Genomic DNA, 21,440 nt, shown 5'->3' on the forward strand with positions numbered 1-21,440 from the left:
GAAGGAAACACTGCATATGACCCCCGACTCCCAGGGAAACCTGACCATACGGAACGCCAGGATCTTCGACGGCGAATCACCTGCACTCGTTGAAGGCTCCATCAGTATCCGCGATGGCAGGATCACAGCCGTAGGCGGCACAGTGGAAAGTACCGGCGCCGGGCCCGACGCCGGTACCGTGCTCGACGCGGAGGGCCGGGTGGTGATTCCCGGCCTCATCGATGCCCACTTCCATGCCTACGCACTCAGCCTCACTTCCGCCGTCAACGAAACCGGGCCGTTGAGCTACTCCGCGCTGGCCGGTGCCCGCAGGCTTGAGGCCGCGCTCGGCCGGGGCTTCACCTCGGTCCGGGACGTGGCTGGGGGTGACGTAGGCCTTGCAACGGCCATCGAGGAAGGTCTGTGTCCCGGTCCCCGCTACTTCTTTACCGGTCCCGCGCTGAGTCAGACCGGCGGTCACGGCGACATCCGCGCTGCGAACGACGGAAGCTGCTTCCATGGCGGCCACATGTGCGAGGTGGTGGACGGCGTGGAGGACTTGCTGCTGGCGGTGCGCCACCGGTTCCGAACCGGAGCCACGGCCATCAAGATCATGACCTCCGGAGGAGTGATCTCCCCGGTCGATCCGATCCGTGTGCCCCAGTACACCGCAGCTGAAATCCGCGTGGTCACGGAAGAGGCATCGCGGCGGGGCAGTTACGCCACCGCGCACGCCTACTCGCCGGAAGCCATTAGGCATTCAGTCCTCAACGGAGTCCGCTGCATCGAACACGGCAACCTGCTGGATGCTGAAACCGCCCGGCTCATGGCGGAGCACGACGTCTACCTCGTGCCCACGTTGGTGACGTACGACGCGATGGGCCGCCGTGGAACGGAAATCGGACTTACCGAGGTGGGCGCCGCCAAGAACCAGGAAGTCCTGGCCGCCGGCAAGAACGCCGTCACACTGGCGCGTGATGCCGGAGTCCGCATTGGCTTCGGCACCGACCTCATGGGTGAGCTTGAGGATGAACAGTTGGCCGGGCTTCGCCTGCAGTGCGAAGTGCTGGGCGTCTACGAGGCACTCCGCTCCGCGACCTCAACGAACGCGGCACTGCTCCGGCGCGAAGACCTGGGCCGCATTGCGGAGGGGGCCTGCGCGGACATGGTGATACTGGACGGTGATCCCTTCGAGGAGCCCTCAGTGCTCTGGGACGGAAGCCGGCACCGCACCGTCATCAAGGCGGGCCGCGTTGTCCCCTCCCCCGGTCTTGCGGCCGATCCTGCCGCAATGGACGAGGCCCTCAGCGGCGCCAACGTCTGACCGCTTGCCGCGTGGGGCGGCGCGCACACGAGAGCACCTACGCAAAGACGCCGTTGCCCGCACAGGCGGGCAACGGCGTCGTAAGTTTCTCTCAGGCCTTCTGCGTCTCAAGGTCCTCCAGCGACTTGCCCTTGGTGTCGGAGGACAGGAAGGTGGCCACGGCCGCGGCGGTACAAATGCCGAAGGTGATCATGCCGATGACCATCGGCACGTTGGTGGAGCCCGGAGGAGCCACGGCCGTGAAGATGCTCGGGAAGAACGAGGCGAGCATCAGGCCGATGTTCTGCGACACTGCGAAGCCGGTCACCCGGATCCGCATGGGGAACTGCTCCTGGAAGAACGTAGCGAACGTGGCGTTCCACATCTGGAAGAAGATGCCCTGCACGATCAGGACGCACACAAAGACGAGGAACAGGCTCCGCTGGTCGATGGCCCACAGGTAGCCCCAGGTCAGGAGGCCGCCGCCCAGGCCCCCGGCAAGCATCAGGGCTTTCCGGCCGATCTTGTCTGACAAGGCACCGAAGACGGGGATGGTGATGACGGCAGCGATGTTGGCCACGAGCGTCACCCAGAGGAACTCGCTGCTGGAGAATCCGATGCCGTATCCCTTCTGGGTGGCGTAGGAGACACCGAAGATCAGGGTGGCCATGCCCACCACGTTCGTGAAGGTCATGATGATGCAGCGGATCAGGACCCGCGGGTGGGAGCGCATGAGGTCAACGAGCGGGAAACGGCGCTTCTCCTTGCCCGCCTCGGACTGTGCCAGGTAGGCCGGTGGCTCCTGGACGCGGCGGCGGATGATGTAGCCGGCGAGGATCACGAAGGCGCTGAGCAGGAAGGGGATGCGCCAGCCCCACGTCTCGAACTGGTGCTTGGGGAGAAGCGCGGACAGCGGAAGCAGCACAGCCGTGGCGAGGATGGAACCCACCTGGGTTCCCTGCAGGCTGAAGCTGGCGAAGAAGCCGCGGCGGGCGTCGGGGGAATGCTCAACGATCATTGCGCTGGCACCGCCCAGTTCACCGGCGACGGCGAAGCCCTGGACCAGGCGAAGGATCACCAGCAGGGCGGGCGCCAGGATGCCCACCTGGCCGTACGTTGGCAGGAGCCCCACTGCGAAGGTGGCGAAACCCATCAGCAGCATCGCGAAGACGAGGACGTTCTTGCGGCCGTGCCTGTCGCCGATGGCGCCCAGGACGATTGCGCCCACGGGACGGGACACATATCCGACGGCGTAGGTCGCCAGCGAGGCGATGATTGCGATCGTGGGGTTTCCGGAGGGGAAGAAGATGGCCGGGAAGATGAGCGTTGCGGCCAGCGAGTACAGGGCGAAGTCGTAATATTCGAGCGCGCCTCCGATCCAGCCGCTCATCGCGGCCTTCTTCGGATCCCTGCCCGGGTGGGCTGGATCAAGCTTGCGAGGGGTGTCCGCGGCGGGAATGGTGGTCATGCGCTGGTTTCCTTCGGCGTCTTTGGCAAGGAACCGGAACTCTTCCATTCCGGCGTGGTTTTCAGCATGGATGCTGGTGGGCGGCCGGAGACCCGGTGATGGTCTGCGCCGGTCGTTTCTTGAATCGTTTCATAAATTCTAGCGAGTGATGGGCGACACGTCAAAGCCTCCACCTGTGGCCGGGGCCACAGCAGGCCTAAGGGCTTTCACGGTTCACGCAAGGAGAAATCCGCCCGTTCTCACATGGCGTAAGGGGCTCACCCCCGGACACCCCCTCATGGTCAAATGGGAAGGTTGAACCGGCTGCCCGAGTCCGACCACGGCCTCGGCCATAGGGAAGGAAGCACATGACCGATCGACAGGACCACCCTCCGGTCCCCACCCCGGGAAGCGCCCAAGGCCTGGACAGCAAGGTCGAGGGCGGATGCCCGGTGGATCATGGCAGCGTCACCTCGCACGGCAGCGAGAGTGAAAACCCGGCCATTGACTCCCCGCAGCCCAAGGGGCACCGGCCCCGGACGGTCGCGGACTGGTGGCCCAACCAGCTTGACCTCTCCGTGCTGCACTCCAACCACCCGGCGGGCAACCCCCTGGGCCCCTCGTTCAATTACCGCGAGGAGTTCCAAAAGCTCGATGTCGAGGCCCTCAAGCAGGACATCACCGAGGTCCTCACCACCTCCCAGGACTGGTGGCCGGCGGACTTCGGCCATTACGGCGGCCTGATGATCCGGCTGAGCTGGCACGCTGCAGGCACCTACCGCGTCCACGATGGCCGTGGCGGTGCCGGTGACGGCAGCCAGCGCTTCGCCCCGTTGAACAGCTGGCCGGACAACGCCAACCTGGACAAGGCACGGCGGCTGCTGTGGCCGGTCAAGCAGAAGTACGGCCAGAAGCTCTCCTGGGCCGACCTGCTGGTCCTTGCGGGCAACGTGGCCCTCGAGTCCATGGGCTTCAAGACCTTTGGCTTCGCCTTCGGCCGCGAGGACGTCTGGGAGCCCGAAGAGATCTTCTGGGGGCCAGAGGACACCTGGCTCGGCGACGAACGCTACATCGGCGAAGGCCAGATGGCTGAAGAAGTGGGCTCCACCGAGATGGGCCTGATCTACGTCAACCCCGAGGGCCCGATGGGCAACCCGGATCCGAAACTGGCGGCGGCGTTCATCCGCGAAACCTTCAAGCGCATGGCGATGAACGACGAAGAGACCTTCGCGCTGATCGCCGGCGGCCACACCTTCGGCAAGACCCACGGCGCCGGTGACGCCGATGCCCACGTCGGGCCCGAGCCGGAAGGCGCGGACCTCGAAGCCCAGGGGCTGGGCTGGCTCAGCACCTACGGCAGCGGCAAGGGCGGCGACACCATCACCTCTGGCCTCGAAGTCACCTGGACGGACCGCCCCACCCAGTGGAGCAGCCGCTTCCTGGAAATCTTGTTCGAGTACGAGTGGGAGCTGGTCAAGAGCCCGGCCGGAGCGCACCAGTGGGTTGCCAAGGATGCCCCGGAGATCATCCCGGACGCGCACGACCCCGCGAAAAAGCACCGGCCCACCATGCTGACCACGGACTTGTCGCTGCGCTTCGACCCGGTCTACGAGGAGATCGGCCGACGCTTCCTGAAGAACCCGGATGAGTTCCAGCTCGCCTTCGCCAAGGCCTGGTACAAGCTGCTGCACCGCGACATGGGACCTGTCGGCCCGCACATGCTCGGGCCCTGGGTCCCCGAAGCCCAGCTGTGGCAGGATCCCATCCCGGCCGTGAACCACGAGCTGATCGGCGAGCAGGACATCGCTTCGCTCAAGGCAAAGCTCCTGGATTCGGGCCTGTCCGTCTCCCAGCTGGCCAGCACCGCCTGGGCGGCGGCGTCCACCTACCGCAAGACCGACAGGCGCGGCGGGGCCAACGGTGCCCGCATCCGCCTGGAGCCCCAGAGCGGGTGGGAGGTGAACGAGCCCGAGCAGCTTTCGACGGCGTTGCAGGCCATCGAGAGAGTGCAGCAGGAGTTCAACTCCGCCCAAGACAACGGGCAGGTTTCGCTCGCGGACTTGATCGTCCTCGGCGGCTGTGCCGCGGTGGAGAAAGCCGCGAGCGACGCCGGGTTCCCCGTCACTGTGCCGTTCCGTCCAGGCCGCACCGATGCCGCCCAGGAACAGACCGACGTCGAGCAGTTCCAGTACCTGAAGCCGCGCGCGGACGGATTCCGGAACTACGTGCGCCCCGGCGAGAAGCTCCAGCCGGAGACCCTTCTGCTGGACAAGGCGTACCTGCTGGACCTCTCGGCGCCGGAAATGACGGCCCTCATCGGCGGCATGCGTGCCCTGGGCACCAACGTGGGAGGTTCCAGCCACGGCGTCCTCACCGATAGGCCGCAGGTCCTGACGAACGACTTCTTCGTCAACCTCCTGTCCCCCGGGACCAAGTGGAAGGCATCGGAGTCGGAGGAGAACGTCTACGAGATCACCGATGTTGCCACCGGCGAACTGAAGTGGACGGCGACGCCGGTGGACCTGGTCTTCGGTTCCAACTCCCAGCTCCGGGCACTGTCCGAGGTTTATGCCAGCGACGACGCCCGGGAGAAGTTCGTCAACGACTTCGTGGCGGCCTGGGCAAAGGTTATGGAACTGGACCGCTTCGACCTGAAGTAAGCCTCCTGCAGTAAGGCAACGTCCGGGCCGGCTGCACTGCGCAGCCGGCCCGGACACAGTTCTCCTCCTTTAACTTCAACGCACCCTCGCGTGGCTTGAGGAAGCGGATTAGCCTGACAGTCATGGCGCAGTCAGCCTCTTCCGCACGCGCATGGATCGGCACCGGCGTGTTCCTGTTCCTTGCGCCCGGCATCGTGGCGGGATTCATTCCAATGCTCATTTCCGGCTGGCGGCCGCATGACTGGGGAGGCGCCGCCTGGGTGGTGCCGGTGGCCTGGATCGCCATCGTTCTCGGGGTGGCTTTCCTCCTGCACGCCTTCGCACTGTTTGCCCTGCACCGCGGGACGCCCGCGCCGGTGGCTCCGACTGAGACGCTCGTGGTGACCGGGGTCTACCGGTTTGTGCGCAACCCGATGTACCTCGCGGTGCTGACGATCATCCTCGGCCAGGCACTGCTGTTCGGCAGCTGGTGGCTGGTGCTCTACGCCGCGGTTGCCCTCACCGCGGTGGTCACGTTCGTAAAGGGTTACGAGGAACCCACGCTCACCAGCACGTACGGCGAGCAGTACCTTGACTACAAGCGCAACGTCCCGGGATGGTGGCCGCGGTTAACGCCGTGGCGGGGATGAGGGGAAACGAGGAATCCTTCTTAGTTGCGTGCGTCGCGGGCCGTTGACAGTCCCGGCGCTTTGCCGAGTTCTGCGCGGAGCTGCGCCAGGCGGGCGTAGGCGACGTCCCGGTAGGCGAGGAGGGCATCCCGCTCGAGGGGGTCGATGTCGAGGAAGCCATGTCCGCTCTTTAGCCCGATATTTCCTTCATTGACCGTGGCCACAAGGGCTTCCGGGGCGGCGAACCGTTCGCCGTATGCCTTCTCGAGGGTGCGGTATGCGGATTCGTACACGTCTAGCCCTGCCATGTCGCCGATGGCAAAGGGCCCAAACAGTGCCAGGCGGAATCCGAACGTAGTGCTCACCACTGCGTCGATCTGTTCCGGCGTGGCGACTCCTTCTTCAACGATTTTGGCTGCTTCCTTATACAGGGCGAATTGAAGCCGGTTCGCGACGAACCCCGGCGTGTCCGCAACTCTGGCCGGGGTCTTTCCAAGGCTGCGGATGAGCTCCTCGGCGCGGTCGAGGACGGCCTGGTCCGTCTCCTCGCCGGGGATGAGCTCGACGCCGGGGATGAACGGGGCGGGATTCATCCAGTGGACGCCGAGGAACCGCTCCGGGCCTGTCACTGACAGGGCCAGCTCGCCGATGGGGATGGCGGAGGTGTTTGTCCCGATAATGGCGTGTGGTGGCGCGGCAACCGAGACCCTGCGAAGGATGGCCGCCTTCAGATCCGGTTTCTCCGGGACTGCTTCGGCGATGTAGTCGGCAGCGGTCACGGCCTCCTCGATGCTTGCGGCCGCCGCAAGATTCTCTTCGATGATCTTCGAGGCGCCCCCAGGCAGGAGCCCTTGGGCCTCAAAATCCCGGGCTTGTTCAACAAGCCTGACCCGGGCACGTTCTGCTGTTTCGCCGTCGATATCGCCTAGGAAAACTTTATAGCCGTGCAAAGCCAGCACCTGGGCTATCCCGCCGCCCATGTATCCGGACCCGACGACGGCGGTGGTTGAAATGGTGTCTTTGGTGGTCATGAACGTGCTCCTCGGGAAAGGTGTCTGGGCTGCGGAACGCAAGATCCGGGGGTCACCGGATGGTGTAGCCGCCATCAATGGCCAAGGTATGCCCGGTGATCAGTGACGCGGCGTCACTGAGGAGGAATGCCACTGCCCCGGCTATGTCCTCCGGCTCGCCAAAGCGGCCGATGGGGATTCTGGACAGCAGCTCGGCTGCCCAGTCGGGGCGGCTGAGGGTTGGGGCGGTCAGTTCCGTGCGGACGAAGGTGGGTGCCACTGCGTTGACGCGAATTCCGGACTGGGCCCATTCCAGGGCCAGGATCTTGGTGAGGTGGATCAGGCCGGCCTTGCTGGTGCCGTAGGCGGCGCGTTCCTCGATGCCGACGATTCCTGCCTGCGATGCGACGTTGACGATGGCCCCTTGGGTTCCGCCTTTGATCCAGTGCCGGGCCAGCGATGTGGTCAGGAAGAAGCTGCCTTTGAGATTGGTGTCAAAGACGGTGTCCCAGTCCTCGGTGGTCAGTTCCAGCGCGGGTTTGGGTACGTTGACGCCGGCGTTGTTGACGAGCAGATCGATCCCTCCGCTCTCCTGCGTCAGTTCCTCGGCGAATTGGACTATCTGAGCGGGTTCCGTGATGTCAACGGGCAAGGCAGGAGTGCCGTAGCGTTCGCTGATCAGGCGTGCGCTTTCGGCGTCGCGGCTGGTTCCGTAGACGGTCGCGCCGGACTCGGCAAGGCCATCGGCGATGGCCTTGCCGAGTCCGCGGGCTGCTCCGGTGACCAGTGCTTTCTTGCCATCGAGGCGGAAGTCAGGCACTGGTATTCCCTTAGTTGCCGAAGGTGTGGTCGGACCAGGGCAGGCTGGTGCCCCGGTACTTTGCGGCACGGACATCGCCGGACCGCGCGTGTCCTTCAAACCGTTCCACCCGGGACGCGCGTCCACAGAGTTCACCAAAGAAGGCGCTGGATTCGGTGTTGGTCACTTCCTGGTACGTAACGGTACGCAGGTACTTGCCAACCCAGAGGCCGCCTGTGTAGCGGGCAGCACCGCGGGTGGGCAGAACGTGGTTGGTTCCGATGACCTTGTCCCCGTAGGAAACGCAGGTGCCTTCGCCCAGGAACAGTGCACCGTAGTCGTGCATCTTCTCCAGCGCTTCACGGGGATTCTCCGTGAGGATCTGAACGTGCTCGTAGGCATACTCATCGGCCAGGACGTAGGCGTCATCGAGGGTTTCGACCACGTGGACGGCACCCCAGTCCCGCCATGCGGCACCTGCGTAGTCGCGGGTGGGCATATCCACGAGGATCGTGTCGATGTGCTCGATGACCTTCCGGCCGAGCTCCTCGCTGGTAGTGATCAGGACGGCGGGAGAATCGGGACCGTGCTCTGCCTGCGACAGCAGGTCCACTGCCACGATGAACGGGTCAGCGTGCTCATCGGCCACGATCAGGACTTCGGTGGGGCCGGCGAAGAGGTCAATGCCTACCTCGCCGAAGAGCTGCCGCTTGGCCTCGGCGACGAAGGCGTTGCCGGGCCCGGCCAGCATGTTGACCGGCTTGATGGTCTCAGTGCCGATTGCGAGGGCCGCTACTGCCTGGATGCCGCCGAGAAGGTAAATCTCGTCCGCGCCGGCGAGGTACATGGCGGCTACCGTGGCGTCGGGAACCTCGCCCTGGATCAGCGGCGTGCAGGCGGCAACGCGTTCAACGCCGGCCACCTTGGCGGTGATGATGGTCATGTGCGCGCTGGCCAGCAGCGGGTACTTCCCACCGGGAATGTAGGCACCGGCAGCCTGGATCGGCACGTTCTTCTGCCCGAGGAAAACACCCGGCAGGGTTTCGATTTCGAAGTCACTCAGTGACTCCAGCTGCTTCTGCGCCATCGTCCGGACCTGCTCCTGGACAAACTTGATGTCCGCGATGGTCTGCTCCGGCACGCGGGCGATGATTTCTTCCAGCTGCTCCGGGCTGAGCAGGAACGACTCGGGCGCGTACTTGTCGAACTTCTCGGAGTATTCGCGAACAGCAGCATCACCGCGTTCACGGATGTCCGCGATCACGCCTTCGACGGTGGCGCGCACCTCGGGCGTGCTGCCCCGGTTAACACTGTTCTGCGCCGGCTCCTTCAGCATTACGGAGCTAACGGCCGAGCTGATTGCTGTTGTGGCGGTCATGAGCAATACCTTCCATCTTCGTCGATGGGCGACTTCGGAGCGCCCCGGGCCAGGCCAGCGCCTGGATGTGCATCGAGTGTATACGTATACATTTTGATCCTGCAACCCCTTGAAGATTGAAGATGTTTACGTATACACTCCTTGTCACGAGGCAGCTGATGTGGCTGCCGTCACTGTCCGGTCGAAGACAAAGGAGTCTCATAGTGAGCACCCCCGCGGCAACCGCAGCACCACCTGCCATTGATCCGAAAATGCGCCGCAAGGCCCTCGTTTCATCCGTCCTGGGCAGCTGCATCGAGTGGTACGACTTCTACGTCTACGGCGTCGCAGCCGCCATCATCCTGAACAGCCAGTTCTTCCCGAACGCGAGCCCTTTCGTGGGCATCCTCCTCTCGTTCAGCACCTACGCCATCGGCTTCGCGGCCCGCCCCATCGGCGGCATCATCTTCGCCCACTTCGGCGACCGCCTGGGCCGCAAAAAGATGCTCATGATGACCCTTGGCCTGATGGGCGGCGGCACATTCCTCATCGGCTGCCTGCCCAACTTCGATGCCATCGGCATCGCCGCCCCCGCCCTGCTGGTGCTCCTGCGCATCGTCCAGGGCATTGGCGTCGGCGGCGAGTGGGGCGGTGCAGCCCTGATGGCAACCGAATTCGCCCCCGCAAAACGGCGCGGATTCTTCGGTTCGTGGCCGCAAATCGGCGTACCGGCAGGAACGCTGCTGGCCAATGGAGCCTTTTACGTGATGGGATACCTGATCTCACCTGAGGCCTTCGTGGCCTGGGGATGGCGCATCCCGTTCCTCGTGTCCATCCTGCTGGTGGTGCTGTCCTTCTACATCCGCAGCAAGGTGGATGAATCCCCGGCGTTCGAGGAGATCAAGCGCAAGGGCGAGATCGAGAAAATGCCAGTGGTCAAGGTCATCAAGACCCGTCCGCTGACCATCCTCAAGGTCATCATGATGCGGTTTGCCGAGAACGCGAACTACTACATCTACACCACGTTCCTGCTCGCCTACGGTCCGGCAGTGCTGCTCGAAAAGAACACGATCCTGCTGGCAACCATGATCATGGCCGGCCTGGGCGTTTTCTCCATCCCTTTCTGGGGCTGGGTATCAGACCGCTGGGGCCGCCGCTACACCGTCATCGCCGGTGCCGCCACCATGCTGCTGATGGCATTCCCGTTCTTCTGGGCTGTCCAGACCGGTGACTTCTTTATGGTTCTGCTCGTCCTGATCCTCACCTGCAACGTGGGACGCGACCTCTGCTACTCCGTGGAACCGGCCTACTTCACCGAGCTCTTCGAACCCAAGCTGCGTTACTCCGGGGCCTCCGTGGGTCCGCAGGTGGCAGCCGTTTTCGCTGGCGGCTTCGCTCCGCTGATCGCCACCGCACTTATCGGCCCGGAGTTCGACCGCTACTGGCTTGTGGCCCTGTACATGGTGGTCACGTCAATCATCACCATCGTGGGGGCCCTGTGGGCACCCGAAACCGCTCCGCGGGTCCGGCTGCGCAAGGGCCTCAGCGCAGAACACGATCCCACAACAACCCGGTAGGGACCTGATCCCGCCGGCACCCTCCGACACCTGGTACCGCAATAGGTGCCCGGAGGGTGCCGGCACCAATGATTGGTTAGTCTGAAAGCCCGCACAAGCCCCGGGCAAAAGCAGATTGACCGCAGCAAGGAAAGAGAAGGCAACCGATGGTAACGAGCCGCGACGTCGCAGAACTCGCCGGTGTCTCGCAAGCGACCGTTTCCAGGGTCATGTCCTCGTCCCCGAAGCTTTCCCCGGCCACTAAGGCCCGGGTGCAGGCCGCCATGGAAACCCTGGGCTACGTCCCTCACGCCGGCGCCCAGGCCATGAAAACCCGGCGCACCAACACCATCGGTGTGGTGGTTGCTGACCTGAACAACCCCTTCTATTCGGAAGCTGTGGACGAACTCACCCGGGAACTCGATACATCGGGTTTTCGGGTGGTCATCTGGAACGCCGGCGGCGGCAGCCACCAGGACGCCCTGAAGGCCATCCGGGAACGTGCCGTGGACGGCGTCATCTTCACCACCGCCACGGAAGACTCCATCGAGCTGCAGGCGGCCATCGAAAAAAACAGCCCCATCGTCCTGATCAACCGGGTGGTGGAAGGCCTGGACTGTGATCAGGTCACCAGCAGCAATGCCGACGGCGGTGCCGCCGTCGCGGATTACCTGCTGTCCCACGGCAAGGCACGGGTGGCTTTCATCGGCGGCCCCGATAGCGCCAGCACCACCCGTGAGCGCGGTCGGGGTTTCCTGAGCAGGATGGCAGAGCAGGGATACGAAGTGCCTGAACATCTCCGCTTCAATGGCCAGTTTTCCCACGACATCGCAGCACAAATCATGAACCGGCTGCTTTCCCGTTCCGACCGCCCGCAGGCCGTGTTCTGCGCCAACGACCTCATGGCCTTCGGCGCCCTGGACGCTTTGCATGCCCAGAAGGTCTCGACCGATCATTGCTGGGTCATTGGCTACGACGACGTGGACATGGCAGCCTGGGATTCCTTCAGCCTCACTACGGTCCGGCAACCGAGCCGCGAGATGGCCCGTATAGGAGCCCGGATGCTGGTGGACAGGATCATCAGTCCCGGGCAGCCCACGCGCCAAGTGATCTTCCCCTGTGAATTGATTGTCCGCGGAAGCGCCCGGGAAAACGGCAGCACGCACGCCTGATCCAGAAAATTCTTGTTGGATCCCCACAAAATGGCGGTAGCCATAGGGAACTAGCGTCTGCTGTGAGGCATTCCCGGCAAGCGCAAAGGACCCACCGATGACGACCCAGGCGAGCGGCACCACCAACGACGACCGCACAACCACCAACGGAACCGGCCACCCAATCTTGGAGACCGCCCGCCAACAGGTCCTGGAGGACGGCATCGGCCTGACCCAGGCCCAGCTCGAAGAGGTCCTGCGCCTCCCGGACGAGGCCCTTCCCGCCGCCCTCGAACTGGCGCACCTGGTCCGGCTCCGGCACTGCGGCGAGGATGTGGAGGTCGAAGGCATCATCTCCATCAAAACCGGCGGCTGCCCCGAGGACTGCCACTTCTGCAGCCAGTCCGGCCTCTTCGACTCCCCAGTCCGCGGCGTGTGGCTGGACATCCCGGAGCTGGTCAAGGCGGCCAAGGAAACAGCCGCTACCGGAGCCACCGAGTTCTGCATCGTCGCTGCCGTCCGCGGACCCGACATCAAGCTGATGAACCAGATCAAGTTCGCCATTGACCGCATCAGAGAAGAGGTGGACATCAACATCGCCTGCTCGCTGGGGATGCTCACGCAGCGCCAGGTGGACCAGCTGGCCAGCTGGGGCGTCCACCGCTACAACCACAACCTCGAAACGGCGCGCAGCTACTTCCCGCAAGTGGTCACCACCCACAGCTACGAGGAACGGCTGGAAACCTGCGCCATGGTCAAGGACGCCGGCATGGAACTGTGCTGCGGCGCCCTGATCGGCATGGGCGAAAGCCTGGAGCAGCGGGCCGAACTCGCCGCCCAGCTCGCAGCCCTGGAACCCCACGAAGTGCCGCTGAACTTCCTCAACCCGCGTCCCGGAACGCCGCTGGAAAACCAGGGGATTATGGACGGCAAGGACGCCCTCCGCGCCATTGCCGCCTTCCGCCTGGCCATGCCCCGCACCGTGCTCCGCTACGCCGGCGGCCGCGAACTTACCCTTGGCGACCTCGGCACCCGCGAGGGCCTGCTCGGTGGCATCAACGCCGTGATCGTCGGCAACTACCTCACCACCCTCGGCCGCCCCGCCACCGCAGACCTGAACCTGCTCGTGGACCTCAACATGCCCATCAAGGAACTCCAGAAGACGCTATGAGCGCGGTTTCGACGGGCTCAACCCCCGAAGCGACAATAGGCTCAACCGCCGGGGGTCCCCTACCCACGGAGGACTTTTGCGGGCACTGCGGCGAGGCGTACGACGGCGGCGAGTGCCCGCCGTCGTACGCTCACCAAAGGTGCCGCGAGCGTTTGGCCATGGAGCCTCCGCGCTACTGCGCCGCCTGCCGGCGCCGTATGAAAGTCCAGGTGACACCGCTGGGCTGGACCGCTGAGTGCTCCCGTCACGGCGTACTGGCCTCCTGAGCGCGGGCAGCAGCCGTAGCGGGCGTCGTCTCATAGGATCTTGTGATGGCCCAACTCGTCGCTCCGAACGTAAAGTTCCATTCATCCTGGCTCGAAGCCTCCGCAGAGTTCGCCGGTGTCCGGCAGGACGGGGCGGGAGCAGACGGCTGGTCCCAGGAGGATCTCAAAGACCTGCAGGCATTTGGCCGCTTCGTCCAGACACTCATCAATGACGCCTTGCCGGAGACTCCCAGGAAGCCCGGGCATGTGCCCTGCACGTACCTGTGGATGGTCGACGGCGCCACTTTCCTTGGGTCGCTGGCCATCAGGCACGAGCTGAACGGGTACCTCCTCAACGAGGGCGGCCACATCGGCTACAGCGTCAGGCCGTCCGCGAGGCGACGCGGCCACGCCGCCGAAGCCCTCGCCGCCGCGCTGCCGATAGCCCGGGACCTGGGAATCACCCGGGCGCTCCTTACCTGCGATGAGGACAACGCCGGCTCCCGGGCCACCATCGAAAAGAACGGCGGCGTCTACGAGGACTCGCGCAACGGGAAGCGCCGCTACTGGATCGACACCTTCCAGCGGAACGCCCCCGCAAACGCCTGGCACGCTAACCCGCAGGACGCAGCGACGTAACCATCCGCTTGATGTCCCGGTACTCGGCGGTCCCTGCATACAGCTTCGCCTTCTCCAGGTACGGCAAATTGGGATCGCCAGGTGTCAGATTGAGCTCCGGGTTATAGAACGCCCCGAAGGTGGCGGCATTGGGCGGCCACGTGAAGAAGTGGAAGATGTAGCAGGCCGAGTCCCCCTCGGGAAGCGGTGCGGACGTGATGCCATATGCCGCTGCGGGGGTGTCCGGCGGCCCGGCAGCGGTGGCGTTTCCGCGGGTCTCAAACGTGTACCGCGGCACCGTGCCGTGCTGCGCCAGCTGCGGCAGTTCCTGGGATTCAAGCACCGAATAGGTGTACTTCTCCGTGCAGGTGGAACCCGTGGCCATGTTGGTGCGCAGCGTCGCCAGCAGCCGGCCATCCCCGCTGCTCACCTCGGCGAATGCGCCACCGCCCTCGGCCAGCTCCCCCGCCGGGTCCTTGACGTTCCACGTGGACGGCAGATCAAAGGCCAGGTCACCGGCGGCAGTGGTGTACGTGGTCCAGGGGGCCGACGGCGGTGCGCTGGATGCGTTGCCAGTGACACTTGCTGACGCGGACGCCGTCGTAGTCGCCGGGGTGGTTGGCGTCGCCGTGGAAGAAGGGGCCGACGTCGTCCCTTGCGGCGGGCTGGACGGCCCACCGCAGGCGATGAGCAGCGAAAGTGAAAAGAGTACTGCCGGGACTGCTGCGCCGGGCCACACTGACCGTCGCATGACTGCCTCCTTGGAAGCCGTTATGGTCCTTCAATTGTGGAGCCGCAGTGCTGCCGCGGGTAGGCCACACAGCCGGTTGGCGCCGAACTGTTGCAGCTCATAACGAACGGAGTCCGGACGCGCCGGCGTCCGCTTATCCAGCGTTACCCGGGTGGATCAGCTTCGAGGGACAGTCACGTACGTCTCAGCCGGTATCTCCAGCAGCATCGCCGCCAGCGCGAGCGGGATAAGCACCAGCCCGGCAACATGCGGAAACATGCTGTCGGGCAGTTGGACCGCCCTCCAACCACAACGGCAGGGAGCGCCGTGGCAATGACCGCCCGCAGGGACCGGCCCTTCAGTGCGGCCCATACCGATGACGCAGCAAATGCGGGCGCGCCGAGCAGGACCAGGCGATGTCCCTCGAAGTAGGTGGGCGGCCGCACCAGGAAAGTGAAACTGTCCGCCAGGCCACATGCCATGACGGACGCCGCCAGCAGCACCAGCAGCGCCCACAGTCCGTCTTTCCAACGAATGAGCCTCGTCATGGAATGACAGTAGCGGGTCCGGTGTCCGCCGGAAGGTGACGAAAGCCCCCGCGCGAGTTGAACTCCAGCGCGGGGGCTTTCTGCGCTTCCGTGTTAGGGGAAATAAACGTGGAAACAGAGAGAAATCTACCGGCTGGTAACGTTCAAAAGAGCCGGTTCGGGCCCGCCTGCGCGAATCTTGATTGAACCTTGAGCCAGGATGTCACCCCGCCGGGCCCGCAGCCGGCATCGGGCAGTTCAGTCGGTCTCGGAGCCGTCCGTTGCGTCGGGGTCCTCCTCGGGCTCAAACGTGTTCGGTTCTCCACCGGCTCCGATTCCCACGCCGTCCGCACCGCCGGGGATACCGCCGTCGTCCTTGCCCCTGGAACCCTCAGCGCCGTCCCGGGGTTCGTCTTCAGGCAGTGAATCAGGTGAGTTGATGGTCATTGCTCCTCCTTCATTGGCCGGGCCTCCACGCTAACAGTCCACACCACGAATGGCGCCTGTGCGGCCGTGAATTTATGACAATCGGCGGTGTGGCCTGCTGTGATCGCGCGGCCTGCTCAGCAGGCAGAGCACAAAAACAACTACCAGCTGGCGCCCGGCTGATAGGTTCCCGCGCTCCATTCCTGCCCCTGGGGATCGAGCACCCGGGCGCGCCTGCTGCCCCACTCCGTGTCCTCCGGCTCAATCACCGACGTCCCGCCGGCCGCAACGGCTTTGCGGTGAAACTCATCCACGTCCTCCGGACAGACCCGGCTGTGAACACACCTGGCTGGCAGCCAACTGCAGCCGTTCAAGGCACGCCTGGACCGCCGTCGCGCCTTCAACCCCAGCCTCATCCCCCGATGTGGTGCACCGTGAACGCGGTCAGGAACCCAACGGACGCGGTAAGTCCGGTGAGGTTGTGGTGCTGCTCGAAAGCCTCCGGGATCATGGTGTCCGCCAGCATGGCCAGGATTCCGCCCGCGGCCACAGCCGTAATGAGCGCCACCACCTCGCCGGGCGCGTTTTCCAGGGCCGCATAGCCCACCAGTGAGGCCAGTCCGCAGAGCAGCGCGATGCCGCCCCACATGCCAAAGACATACCCGGCGCTCCTGCCGGCCTTCTTCATGCCGGCGGTCCCGGAAAGCCCTTCGGGGACGTTGGAGATGAACACGGCGGCCATCATGGCCGGGCTCACCGCGCCTCCCGCCAGCATGCCCACTCCGAGCACCACGGATTCCGGGACGCCGTCCAGCAGCGCACCCACGGCGATGGCCGTGCCGCTGCCGGGGTCCTCGGATTCGGAGGGCTGCTGGTCGCCAGAGCGCTTGCGGTGCTTGGCCCCCGCCCGGGCCAGCATCATGTTGGCACCCACGTACACCACGGCGCCGGCCAGGAACCCCACTACGGTAGGCCACAGCCCGCCGCCCTGCACAGCCTCGTCCACCAGCTCGAAAGCCAGCGCGGAAATCAGCACCCCGGCGCCGAAGGACATGATGGAGGACACCAGCTTGGGCGGGAGGGACCACCGCCACGACATGGCGGCGCCCAAAACCAGCGCTGCCCCGGCAGCCGTTCCCCACAGCAGCGCCTGCACCCATACCGGCATGTTTTCCCGCTTCCCGGCTCCCCTGGAGGGAGCCTTCAACCGTCAAGCCAGCCCAAAAACCGGAAATAATGTCCGGGCCCAAGCAGCCAGACTAGTCCAGCGGGTCCGCCACAAAGAATTGATCGGATCTTGCGGAAAACCTTACTGCCCGTTGACGTTGCGGGTTCACTCTGGAGGCATCGAACCAACCGATGCAACGGACCAACCAGCTTGTGGGGAGCAGGACGTCATGGGAAACAACGTCGTTTTTGATGAGGTAGCAGCAGTAGGAGGCGTGCTCACAGATCAGCACCCGCTCGACTTCTACACCCTGGGGCTGGCCGGCTGCATCGACCGGCTCACGGCGCCCCTCCGGCAGCGAGGGACCGCGGTCCGCTGGGATACTCCGCACTGGGGCATCGAGATTCCGGCGGACTGCGCGTCCCTTTTGTACCAGTCAGCGCGCGAGGCGCTCAGCAACGCATTCAAGTACTCCGAGGCGTCGCAGCTCAATGTCCAGCTCGCCGCCGTGGATCATGGGATCCGCCTGGTGGTGTCCGACGACGGCACGGGCTTTGACAGCGAGCTCGCCACGTGCGGGCGCCACCACGGTTATGGCCTCCGGCTGATGTCCGTCGCCGTCCACGAAGCCGGCGGCACGGTGGACATCTGCTCCGCCCCCGGCCAGGGCACCAGCGTGACGGTCACCCTGCCGCTGGACTAAGGGACCCCCGGATGCCCGCCGTCGCCGGGACGGCGGGCATCCGTGCGTTCGAGCCGGTTCCTCCCGGGACAGCTACCGGGACAGCTTCTCCGCATCCGGTTCCAGGTCGCCGATATGGCCGGGTGCGTTCGCGGCCAGGACACGGGCAACGAAGGCACCGTATTCGTCCATGTAGTGGCGAAGGAACTTGGCGGTCCCCTCGTCCTTGACTTCGCCGTCCTCACCGAACACCGAGGCGTTGTAGTGGATGTAGGCCTCCGGGGCGTTCAATTGCGGGGCATCGAGGAAGCTGAGGACGCTGCGGAACGAAGACTGCATCACCGCAGTGCCGATGCTGCCCACGGAGGCGCCGATGATGCCGGTAGGCTTCCGGGCAAACGAATTGCTTCCCCAAGGCCGGGAGCCCCAGTCAATCGCATTCTTCAGGGCACCGGGAATGGAACGGTTGTACTCCGGGGACACGAACAGGATCCCGTCGGACCCTTCGACAGCCTCCTTGAGGGCCCGGCCTTCGGGCGGGAAGTCGGCATCATAGTCATAGCTGTACAGGGGTAAGTCCCTGATGGGGATCTCCGTGAACTCCAGGTCCTCGGGAGCCAGTTTAATCAGTGCCTTGGAGAGGGTCCGGTTGATGGAGCCGGTAGCGAGGCTCCCCACGAAGTATCCGATCTTGAACGATGCCATGAGTCTTCCTTCCAATGGCCGGCCAACGCCGGCCGATGATGTCCTGCTTGGAAAAGGTGCCACCCGTAGCCGGGCCGCGGTTGATGCCCACTGCCCCACCAGTCCAGCACAGAAGACGTGCCCCGGCCAGAGCAGAACCGCACGTCCTTGACAGTGCGCGCCGGGGAGCGCTGAATGATCTGTACCGAAATCCCGGCGCGGTCAGGAGCAGGCATGAGCGAAAATCCAATGCAGGATGAGCGGGTACACACAGAGGCACCCGCCGAGGGCGACCCGGACGCGGACGCCACCGAAGTCCGGGCCCACAGCCAGGATCCCGCGGAGGGGCCGGACACAGACGTCACCTCGCAGGCTGGCAATTAGCGGGGCGGCGCCAGCCGGCCGGGTGCTCGTCCGCGCCCGGAGCACCCCTGAAACATCCTCCACATGATGGGTGCCCCTTGCGGTCCGCTGTTGACGGGTCTATTTTGAAACGAATCAGAAAGCGCTTTCACCCCTCCAGGCTGCCGCATGACCGTGTGCGGCCTGCGGCAGCGGAGCAGCAGACCCGGAAACGACGAATTGGATCACATGACGGACAAAACCCTCATCAGGTGGATCGACGGCGAGGCACCTGCGGGGATCAGCGGCGGTACCACGTGGGGCATGCCTTTTGCCCGCGGCACGGTCGCGGATTCAGGCCACCTCTCGGTCCGCGCTGCGGACGGGGATGTCGTGCCCAGCCAGTCCTGGCCCCTGGCCACCTGGCCTGACGGATCACTCAAGTGGGCCGGCATCGCCCTTCCGGCCACGGATTCGCCCTCCCGCGCCTATCAGGTGACGGCCGACGCCGGCGCGTCACCCCGCGAAGGCAACCTCCCGCCGTCGGGCGTCACCAACGTCACGGTCAGCGAGACTGCCGGGGCACTCACGGTGGACACCGGCGCCCTGCAGATGGTGATCAACCGCAGCGGTTCCCACCTCTTCAGCAGCCTCACCCGCGGCGGAACCGAAGTGGCCCGGGACGGGTGCCTGGTCAGCCTCCTGCAGGACACCATCCCGGAGGGGTCCGGCGGCGCCGGGACGTTCAGCCGCGAAGCGTTCACCGGCGAGGTGAACGCCGTGGTGCTTGAACAGCACGGCCCGGTGCGGGCGGTGGTCCGGCTGGAGGGGCACCACCGCCCCGACGCCCCCGGGAGCAGCAGGCGGAACTGGCTGCCGTTTGTGGTCCGATTCTATTTCCACGCCGACGCCCGCAGCGTGCGGATGGTGCACTCGTTCATCTGGGACGGCGATGCGGGGCAGGATTTCCTGGCGGGGCTCGGGGTCCGGTTCACTGTGCCGCTGGCCGCGGAGCTCCATGACCGGCACGTCCGGATTGCCGGGGCCGACGGTGGGTTCCTCCTCGAAGGCGTGCGCGGACTGACCGGCCTGCGCCGGGATCCCGGCGAGGATGTCCGCCGCGCGCAACTGGACGGCCGCGCCACCCCACCGTCGGCAGAGTGGAATCCCGAAGTGTCGGAGCGGCTGCACCTGATCCCCGCGTGGAGCGACTACACCCTCAGCCAGCTCAGCGCCGACGGTTTCGAACTACGGAAGCGGACTGGGGCCGGCCACGCCTGGGTGGGCATCTCCGGCGGAACCCGCGCCGCAGGCTTCTGCTCCCTCAGCGACACCCGCGGCGGTTTCGGAGTGGGCATCAAGGACTTCTGGCAGTCGCACCCGGGCCAGCTGGACATCCGCGGCGCCGCCACCGCCGAAGCCTCGGTAACCGCCTGGCTGTACTCGCCCGAGGCCCAGCCGATGGACCTGCGCTTCTACCATGACGGCCTGGGCCAGGACACGTTCGAGGAACAGCTCGAGGGGCTCGAAATCACGTATGAGGACTATGAACCCGGCTTTGGCAATGCCAGCGGAATCGCACGCACACATGAGTTAACCCTGTTCGCTTACGAGGGCACCCCGGCAACGGAAATCCTGGCGGCGGACGCGGCAGCCGTGTCCACCCCCGCCCTGCTGCAGGCCACCCCCGAGTATCTGCATTCGATGGGTGTCTTCGGCGACTGGGACCCGGTGGACCGCAGCACACCGGCGCGCGCAGAGCTCGAGGACCACCTGGACTTTCTCTTCGATTTCTACGCCGGGCAGGTGGAGCAGCGGCGCTGGTACGGCTTCTGGAACTACGGCGACGTGATGCACACCTACGATCACGACCGGCACGTGTGGCGGTACGATGTGGGCGGCTACGCCTGGGACAACTCCGAGCTCTCCCCGGACCTCTGGCTGTGGTACTCCTACCTCCGCTCCGGCCGGGCGGACATCTTCCGGTTCGCCGAGGCCATGACCCGGCACACCGGCGAGGTGGATGTTTACCACCTGGGACACTGGCGCGGCCTGGGCTCCCGGCACAACGTCCAGCACTGGGGCTGCAGTGCTAAGCAGCTCCGCATCAGCACCCCCGCCTACCGCCGTTTCTACTACTACCTGACGGCGGACGAGCGCACCGGGGACCTCCTGACCGAACTTGTGGACAGCGACCAGAACTTCCTGGGCCTGGACCCCGTGCGCAAGGTCCGGCCGGACGCCGACACCTACCGGCCCAACCGGAACGCGCTGGGTGTTGGGCTTGGCACCGACTGGGGTTCGCTGGCCGCCACCTGGCTCACCGACTGGGAACGCACCGGCAACCCGCGGTCCCGCGACCGGCTCCTCGGCACCATGGCGGACATCGGCGCCCTCAAGTACGGCTTCCTCACCGGTGAAGCGCTGTACGACCTCGACAAAGGCCGGTTCGATACCGGCCGGGAACTCATCCAGGTCTCGCACCTGAGCGCCGTTTTTGGCCTGGTGGAAATCTGCAGCGAACTGGTGGACCTGGTGCAGGACCCGGACTTCGAGCGGGCCTGGCTGCAGTACTGCCGGCTCTTCCTGGCTACGAAGGAAGAGCAGGTTGAAGCCGTGGGCCAGCCACTGGACGGCATCTACCTCACCCAGGCGCACAGCCGGCTGACTGCCTATGCGGCTGCCCGGCTGGAGGATCCGGACCTGGCGGCCCGGGCCTGGAAGAGCTTCGCCGAGGGCGGGGAGCATTTGAACCACGAGTCGGCCTTCACCCTGCGGAAAATCCACCCGCCGTACGTGCTGCTGCCGGTGGATGAGGCGCCCACGGTCTCCACGAACGACACCTCGCAGTTCGGCCTCGCGGCGATCCAGAACCTGGCCCTGATCGGCCACTCCCTGCCCTGATGCTTCACGCACCCAGCACGACGGCGGCACCCACCCGGGGTGCCGCCGTCGCCCGTTGCCCTCCCGGAAAGGA

At 65.3% G+C, this 21,440-nt stretch carries 20 protein-coding genes; 11 read left to right on the forward strand and 9 right to left on the reverse strand.

Annotated elements, in window-relative coordinates:
- The first annotated feature begins 16 nt into the window (after window positions 1-16).
- The gene (locus BACI348_RS18655; protein ID WP_159829083.1) at window positions 17-1,303 is read left to right on the forward strand and encodes a metal-dependent hydrolase family protein; all 1,287 of its coding nucleotides are present in this window, start codon (window positions 17-19) and stop codon (window positions 1,301-1,303) included.
- Between the two features lie 91 nt (window positions 1,304-1,394).
- Here BACI348_RS18655 and BACI348_RS18660 read toward each other — a convergent pair whose 3' ends face one another.
- Complete coding sequence (locus tag BACI348_RS18660; RefSeq protein ID WP_159829085.1) at window positions 1,395-2,750, reverse strand: MFS transporter; 1,356 nt, start codon at window positions 2,748-2,750, stop codon at window positions 1,395-1,397.
- A 347-nt stretch (window positions 2,751-3,097) separates the two neighbouring features.
- Here BACI348_RS18660 and katG point away from each other — a divergent pair, with 347 nt between their 5' ends.
- Complete coding sequence (gene katG, locus BACI348_RS18665) at window positions 3,098-5,389, forward strand: catalase/peroxidase HPI (protein ID WP_159829087.1); 2,292 nt, start codon at window positions 3,098-3,100, stop codon at window positions 5,387-5,389.
- A gap of 122 nt (window positions 5,390-5,511) precedes the next feature.
- Window positions 5,512-6,018: a methyltransferase family protein gene (locus BACI348_RS18670; RefSeq protein WP_159829089.1), complete on the forward strand. Its 507-nt coding sequence runs from the start codon at window positions 5,512-5,514 to the stop codon at window positions 6,016-6,018.
- 20 nt (window positions 6,019-6,038) lie between these two features.
- Here the strand turns inward: BACI348_RS18670 and BACI348_RS18675 are convergent, their stop codons facing one another.
- From BACI348_RS18675 to hisD, 3 genes are read right to left on the reverse strand one after another with little or no spacing between them, the layout of a single operon-like run.
- Complete coding sequence (locus BACI348_RS18675) at window positions 6,039-7,028, reverse strand: 3-hydroxyacyl-CoA dehydrogenase family protein (RefSeq protein WP_159829091.1); 990 nt, start codon at window positions 7,026-7,028, stop codon at window positions 6,039-6,041.
- A 52-nt stretch (window positions 7,029-7,080) separates the two neighbouring features.
- The gene (locus BACI348_RS18680; RefSeq protein WP_159829093.1) at window positions 7,081-7,827 is read right to left on the reverse strand and encodes an SDR family NAD(P)-dependent oxidoreductase; all 747 of its coding nucleotides are present in this window, start codon (window positions 7,825-7,827) and stop codon (window positions 7,081-7,083) included.
- Window positions 7,828-7,837: 10 nt separating this feature from the next.
- A complete protein-coding gene (gene hisD / locus BACI348_RS18685; RefSeq protein WP_236557633.1) occupies window positions 7,838-9,184 on the reverse strand; it encodes a histidinol dehydrogenase in 1,347 nt (448 codons plus the stop codon).
- A 203-nt stretch (window positions 9,185-9,387) separates the two neighbouring features.
- Here hisD and BACI348_RS18690 point away from each other — a divergent pair, with 203 nt between their 5' ends.
- From BACI348_RS18690 to BACI348_RS18705, 5 genes are all read left to right on the forward strand, one after another.
- Window positions 9,388-10,740 (forward strand): MFS transporter, encoded by a 1,353-nt coding sequence (locus BACI348_RS18690; RefSeq protein ID WP_201298457.1) that lies wholly within the window; start codon window positions 9,388-9,390, stop codon window positions 10,738-10,740.
- A 146-nt stretch (window positions 10,741-10,886) separates the two neighbouring features.
- On the forward strand, window positions 10,887-11,891 hold the full coding sequence (locus tag BACI348_RS18695; protein ID WP_159829095.1) for a LacI family DNA-binding transcriptional regulator: 1,005 nt from the start codon (window positions 10,887-10,889) through the stop codon (window positions 11,889-11,891).
- 97 nt (window positions 11,892-11,988) lie between these two features.
- Window positions 11,989-13,041: a biotin synthase BioB gene (gene bioB, locus BACI348_RS18700; RefSeq protein ID WP_159829097.1), complete on the forward strand. Its 1,053-nt coding sequence runs from the start codon at window positions 11,989-11,991 to the stop codon at window positions 13,039-13,041.
- Window positions 13,038-13,307, forward strand: a complete 270-nt coding sequence (gene bsaP / locus BACI348_RS21150; protein WP_442858513.1) for a biotin synthase auxiliary protein BsaP — start codon at window positions 13,038-13,040, stop codon at window positions 13,305-13,307. Before bioB ends, bsaP begins: the two co-directional genes overlap by 4 nt.
- Window positions 13,308-13,352: 45 nt before the next feature.
- Window positions 13,353-13,925, forward strand: coding sequence for a GNAT family N-acetyltransferase (locus BACI348_RS18705; protein WP_159829099.1), 573 nt, complete (start codon window positions 13,353-13,355; stop codon window positions 13,923-13,925).
- Here the strand turns inward: BACI348_RS18705 and BACI348_RS18710 are convergent.
- The 4 genes from BACI348_RS18710 to BACI348_RS18725 form a co-directional block, all read right to left on the reverse strand.
- On the reverse strand, window positions 13,900-14,655 hold the full coding sequence (locus BACI348_RS18710; protein WP_159829101.1) for a hypothetical protein: 756 nt from the start codon (window positions 14,653-14,655) through the stop codon (window positions 13,900-13,902). The two genes, BACI348_RS18705 and BACI348_RS18710, sit on opposite strands and share 26 nt — an antisense overlap.
- Window positions 14,656-15,419: 764 nt before the next feature.
- Window positions 15,420-15,608: a hypothetical protein gene (locus BACI348_RS18715; protein ID WP_159829103.1), complete on the reverse strand. Its 189-nt coding sequence runs from the start codon at window positions 15,606-15,608 to the stop codon at window positions 15,420-15,422.
- Between the two features lie 140 nt (window positions 15,609-15,748).
- Window positions 15,749-15,901 carry a VOC family protein gene (locus tag BACI348_RS18720; RefSeq protein ID WP_236557634.1) on the reverse strand — a complete coding sequence of 51 codons (153 nt, stop codon included), beginning with the start codon at window positions 15,899-15,901 and terminating at the stop codon, window positions 15,749-15,751.
- Window positions 15,902-15,999: 98 nt separating this feature from the next.
- Window positions 16,000-16,755, reverse strand: coding sequence for a ZIP family metal transporter (locus BACI348_RS18725; RefSeq protein ID WP_159829105.1), 756 nt, complete (start codon window positions 16,753-16,755; stop codon window positions 16,000-16,002).
- A gap of 229 nt (window positions 16,756-16,984) precedes the next feature.
- Here BACI348_RS18725 and BACI348_RS18730 point away from each other — a divergent pair, with 229 nt between their 5' ends.
- A complete protein-coding gene (locus tag BACI348_RS18730) occupies window positions 16,985-17,458 on the forward strand; it encodes a sensor histidine kinase (RefSeq protein WP_159829107.1) in 474 nt (157 codons plus the stop codon).
- A 72-nt stretch (window positions 17,459-17,530) separates the two neighbouring features.
- Here BACI348_RS18730 and BACI348_RS18735 read toward each other — a convergent pair whose 3' ends face one another.
- Window positions 17,531-18,142, reverse strand: coding sequence for an NADPH-dependent FMN reductase (locus BACI348_RS18735; RefSeq protein ID WP_159829109.1), 612 nt, complete (start codon window positions 18,140-18,142; stop codon window positions 17,531-17,533).
- A gap of 213 nt (window positions 18,143-18,355) precedes the next feature.
- Between BACI348_RS18735 and BACI348_RS18740 the strand changes: the two genes are divergently transcribed.
- Both BACI348_RS18740 and BACI348_RS18745 read left to right on the forward strand, forming a co-directional pair.
- Window positions 18,356-18,505 (forward strand): hypothetical protein, encoded by a 150-nt coding sequence (locus tag BACI348_RS18740; RefSeq protein WP_201298458.1) that lies wholly within the window; start codon window positions 18,356-18,358, stop codon window positions 18,503-18,505.
- A gap of 207 nt (window positions 18,506-18,712) precedes the next feature.
- Entirely contained in the window at window positions 18,713-21,367 is a 2,655-nt protein-coding gene (locus BACI348_RS18745; protein ID WP_159829111.1) for an exo-rhamnogalacturonan lyase family protein, read from the forward strand.
- Window positions 21,368-21,440: the final 73 nt, after the last annotated feature.

It is taken from the genome of Arthrobacter sp. 9AX, assembly GCF_902506095.1.
GTDB lineage: Bacteria > Actinomycetota > Actinomycetes > Actinomycetales > Micrococcaceae > Arthrobacter.

Excerpts from the sequence above, each read along its gene's own strand:
- BACI348_RS18745 (WP_159829111.1), top strand. The coding sequence starts at position 18,713 with ATGACGGACAAAACCCTCATCAGGTGGATCGACGGCGAGGCACCTGCG.
- BACI348_RS18710 (WP_159829101.1), bottom strand. The coding sequence starts at position 14,655 with ATGCGACGGTCAGTGTGGCCCGGCGCAGCAGTCCCGGCAGTACTCTTT.
- katG (WP_159829087.1), top strand. The coding sequence starts at position 3,098 with ATGACCGATCGACAGGACCACCCTCCGGTCCCCACCCCGGGAAGCGCC.
- BACI348_RS18740 (WP_201298458.1), top strand. The coding sequence starts at position 18,356 with ATGAGCGAAAATCCAATGCAGGATGAGCGGGTACACACAGAGGCACCC.
- BACI348_RS18655 (WP_159829083.1), top strand. The coding sequence starts at position 17 with ATGACCCCCGACTCCCAGGGAAACCTGACCATACGGAACGCCAGGATC.
- BACI348_RS18670 (WP_159829089.1), top strand. The coding sequence starts at position 5,512 with ATGGCGCAGTCAGCCTCTTCCGCACGCGCATGGATCGGCACCGGCGTG.
- BACI348_RS18695 (WP_159829095.1), top strand. The coding sequence starts at position 10,887 with ATGGTAACGAGCCGCGACGTCGCAGAACTCGCCGGTGTCTCGCAAGCG.
- BACI348_RS18730 (WP_159829107.1), top strand. The coding sequence starts at position 16,985 with ATGGGAAACAACGTCGTTTTTGATGAGGTAGCAGCAGTAGGAGGCGTG.
- BACI348_RS18675 (WP_159829091.1), bottom strand. The coding sequence starts at position 7,028 with ATGACCACCAAAGACACCATTTCAACCACCGCCGTCGTCGGGTCCGGA.
- BACI348_RS18735 (WP_159829109.1), bottom strand. The coding sequence starts at position 18,142 with ATGGCATCGTTCAAGATCGGATACTTCGTGGGGAGCCTCGCTACCGGC.
- hisD (WP_236557633.1), bottom strand. The coding sequence starts at position 9,184 with ATGACCGCCACAACAGCAATCAGCTCGGCCGTTAGCTCCGTAATGCTG.
- BACI348_RS18660 (WP_159829085.1), bottom strand. The coding sequence starts at position 2,750 with ATGACCACCATTCCCGCCGCGGACACCCCTCGCAAGCTTGATCCAGCC.
- BACI348_RS18725 (WP_159829105.1), bottom strand. The coding sequence starts at position 16,755 with ATGCCGGTATGGGTGCAGGCGCTGCTGTGGGGAACGGCTGCCGGGGCA.
- BACI348_RS18705 (WP_159829099.1), top strand. The coding sequence starts at position 13,353 with ATGGCCCAACTCGTCGCTCCGAACGTAAAGTTCCATTCATCCTGGCTC.
- bioB (WP_159829097.1), top strand. The coding sequence starts at position 11,989 with ATGACGACCCAGGCGAGCGGCACCACCAACGACGACCGCACAACCACC.
- bsaP (WP_442858513.1), top strand. The coding sequence starts at position 13,038 with ATGAGCGCGGTTTCGACGGGCTCAACCCCCGAAGCGACAATAGGCTCA.
- BACI348_RS18715 (WP_159829103.1), bottom strand. The coding sequence starts at position 15,608 with ATGACCATCAACTCACCTGATTCACTGCCTGAAGACGAACCCCGGGAC.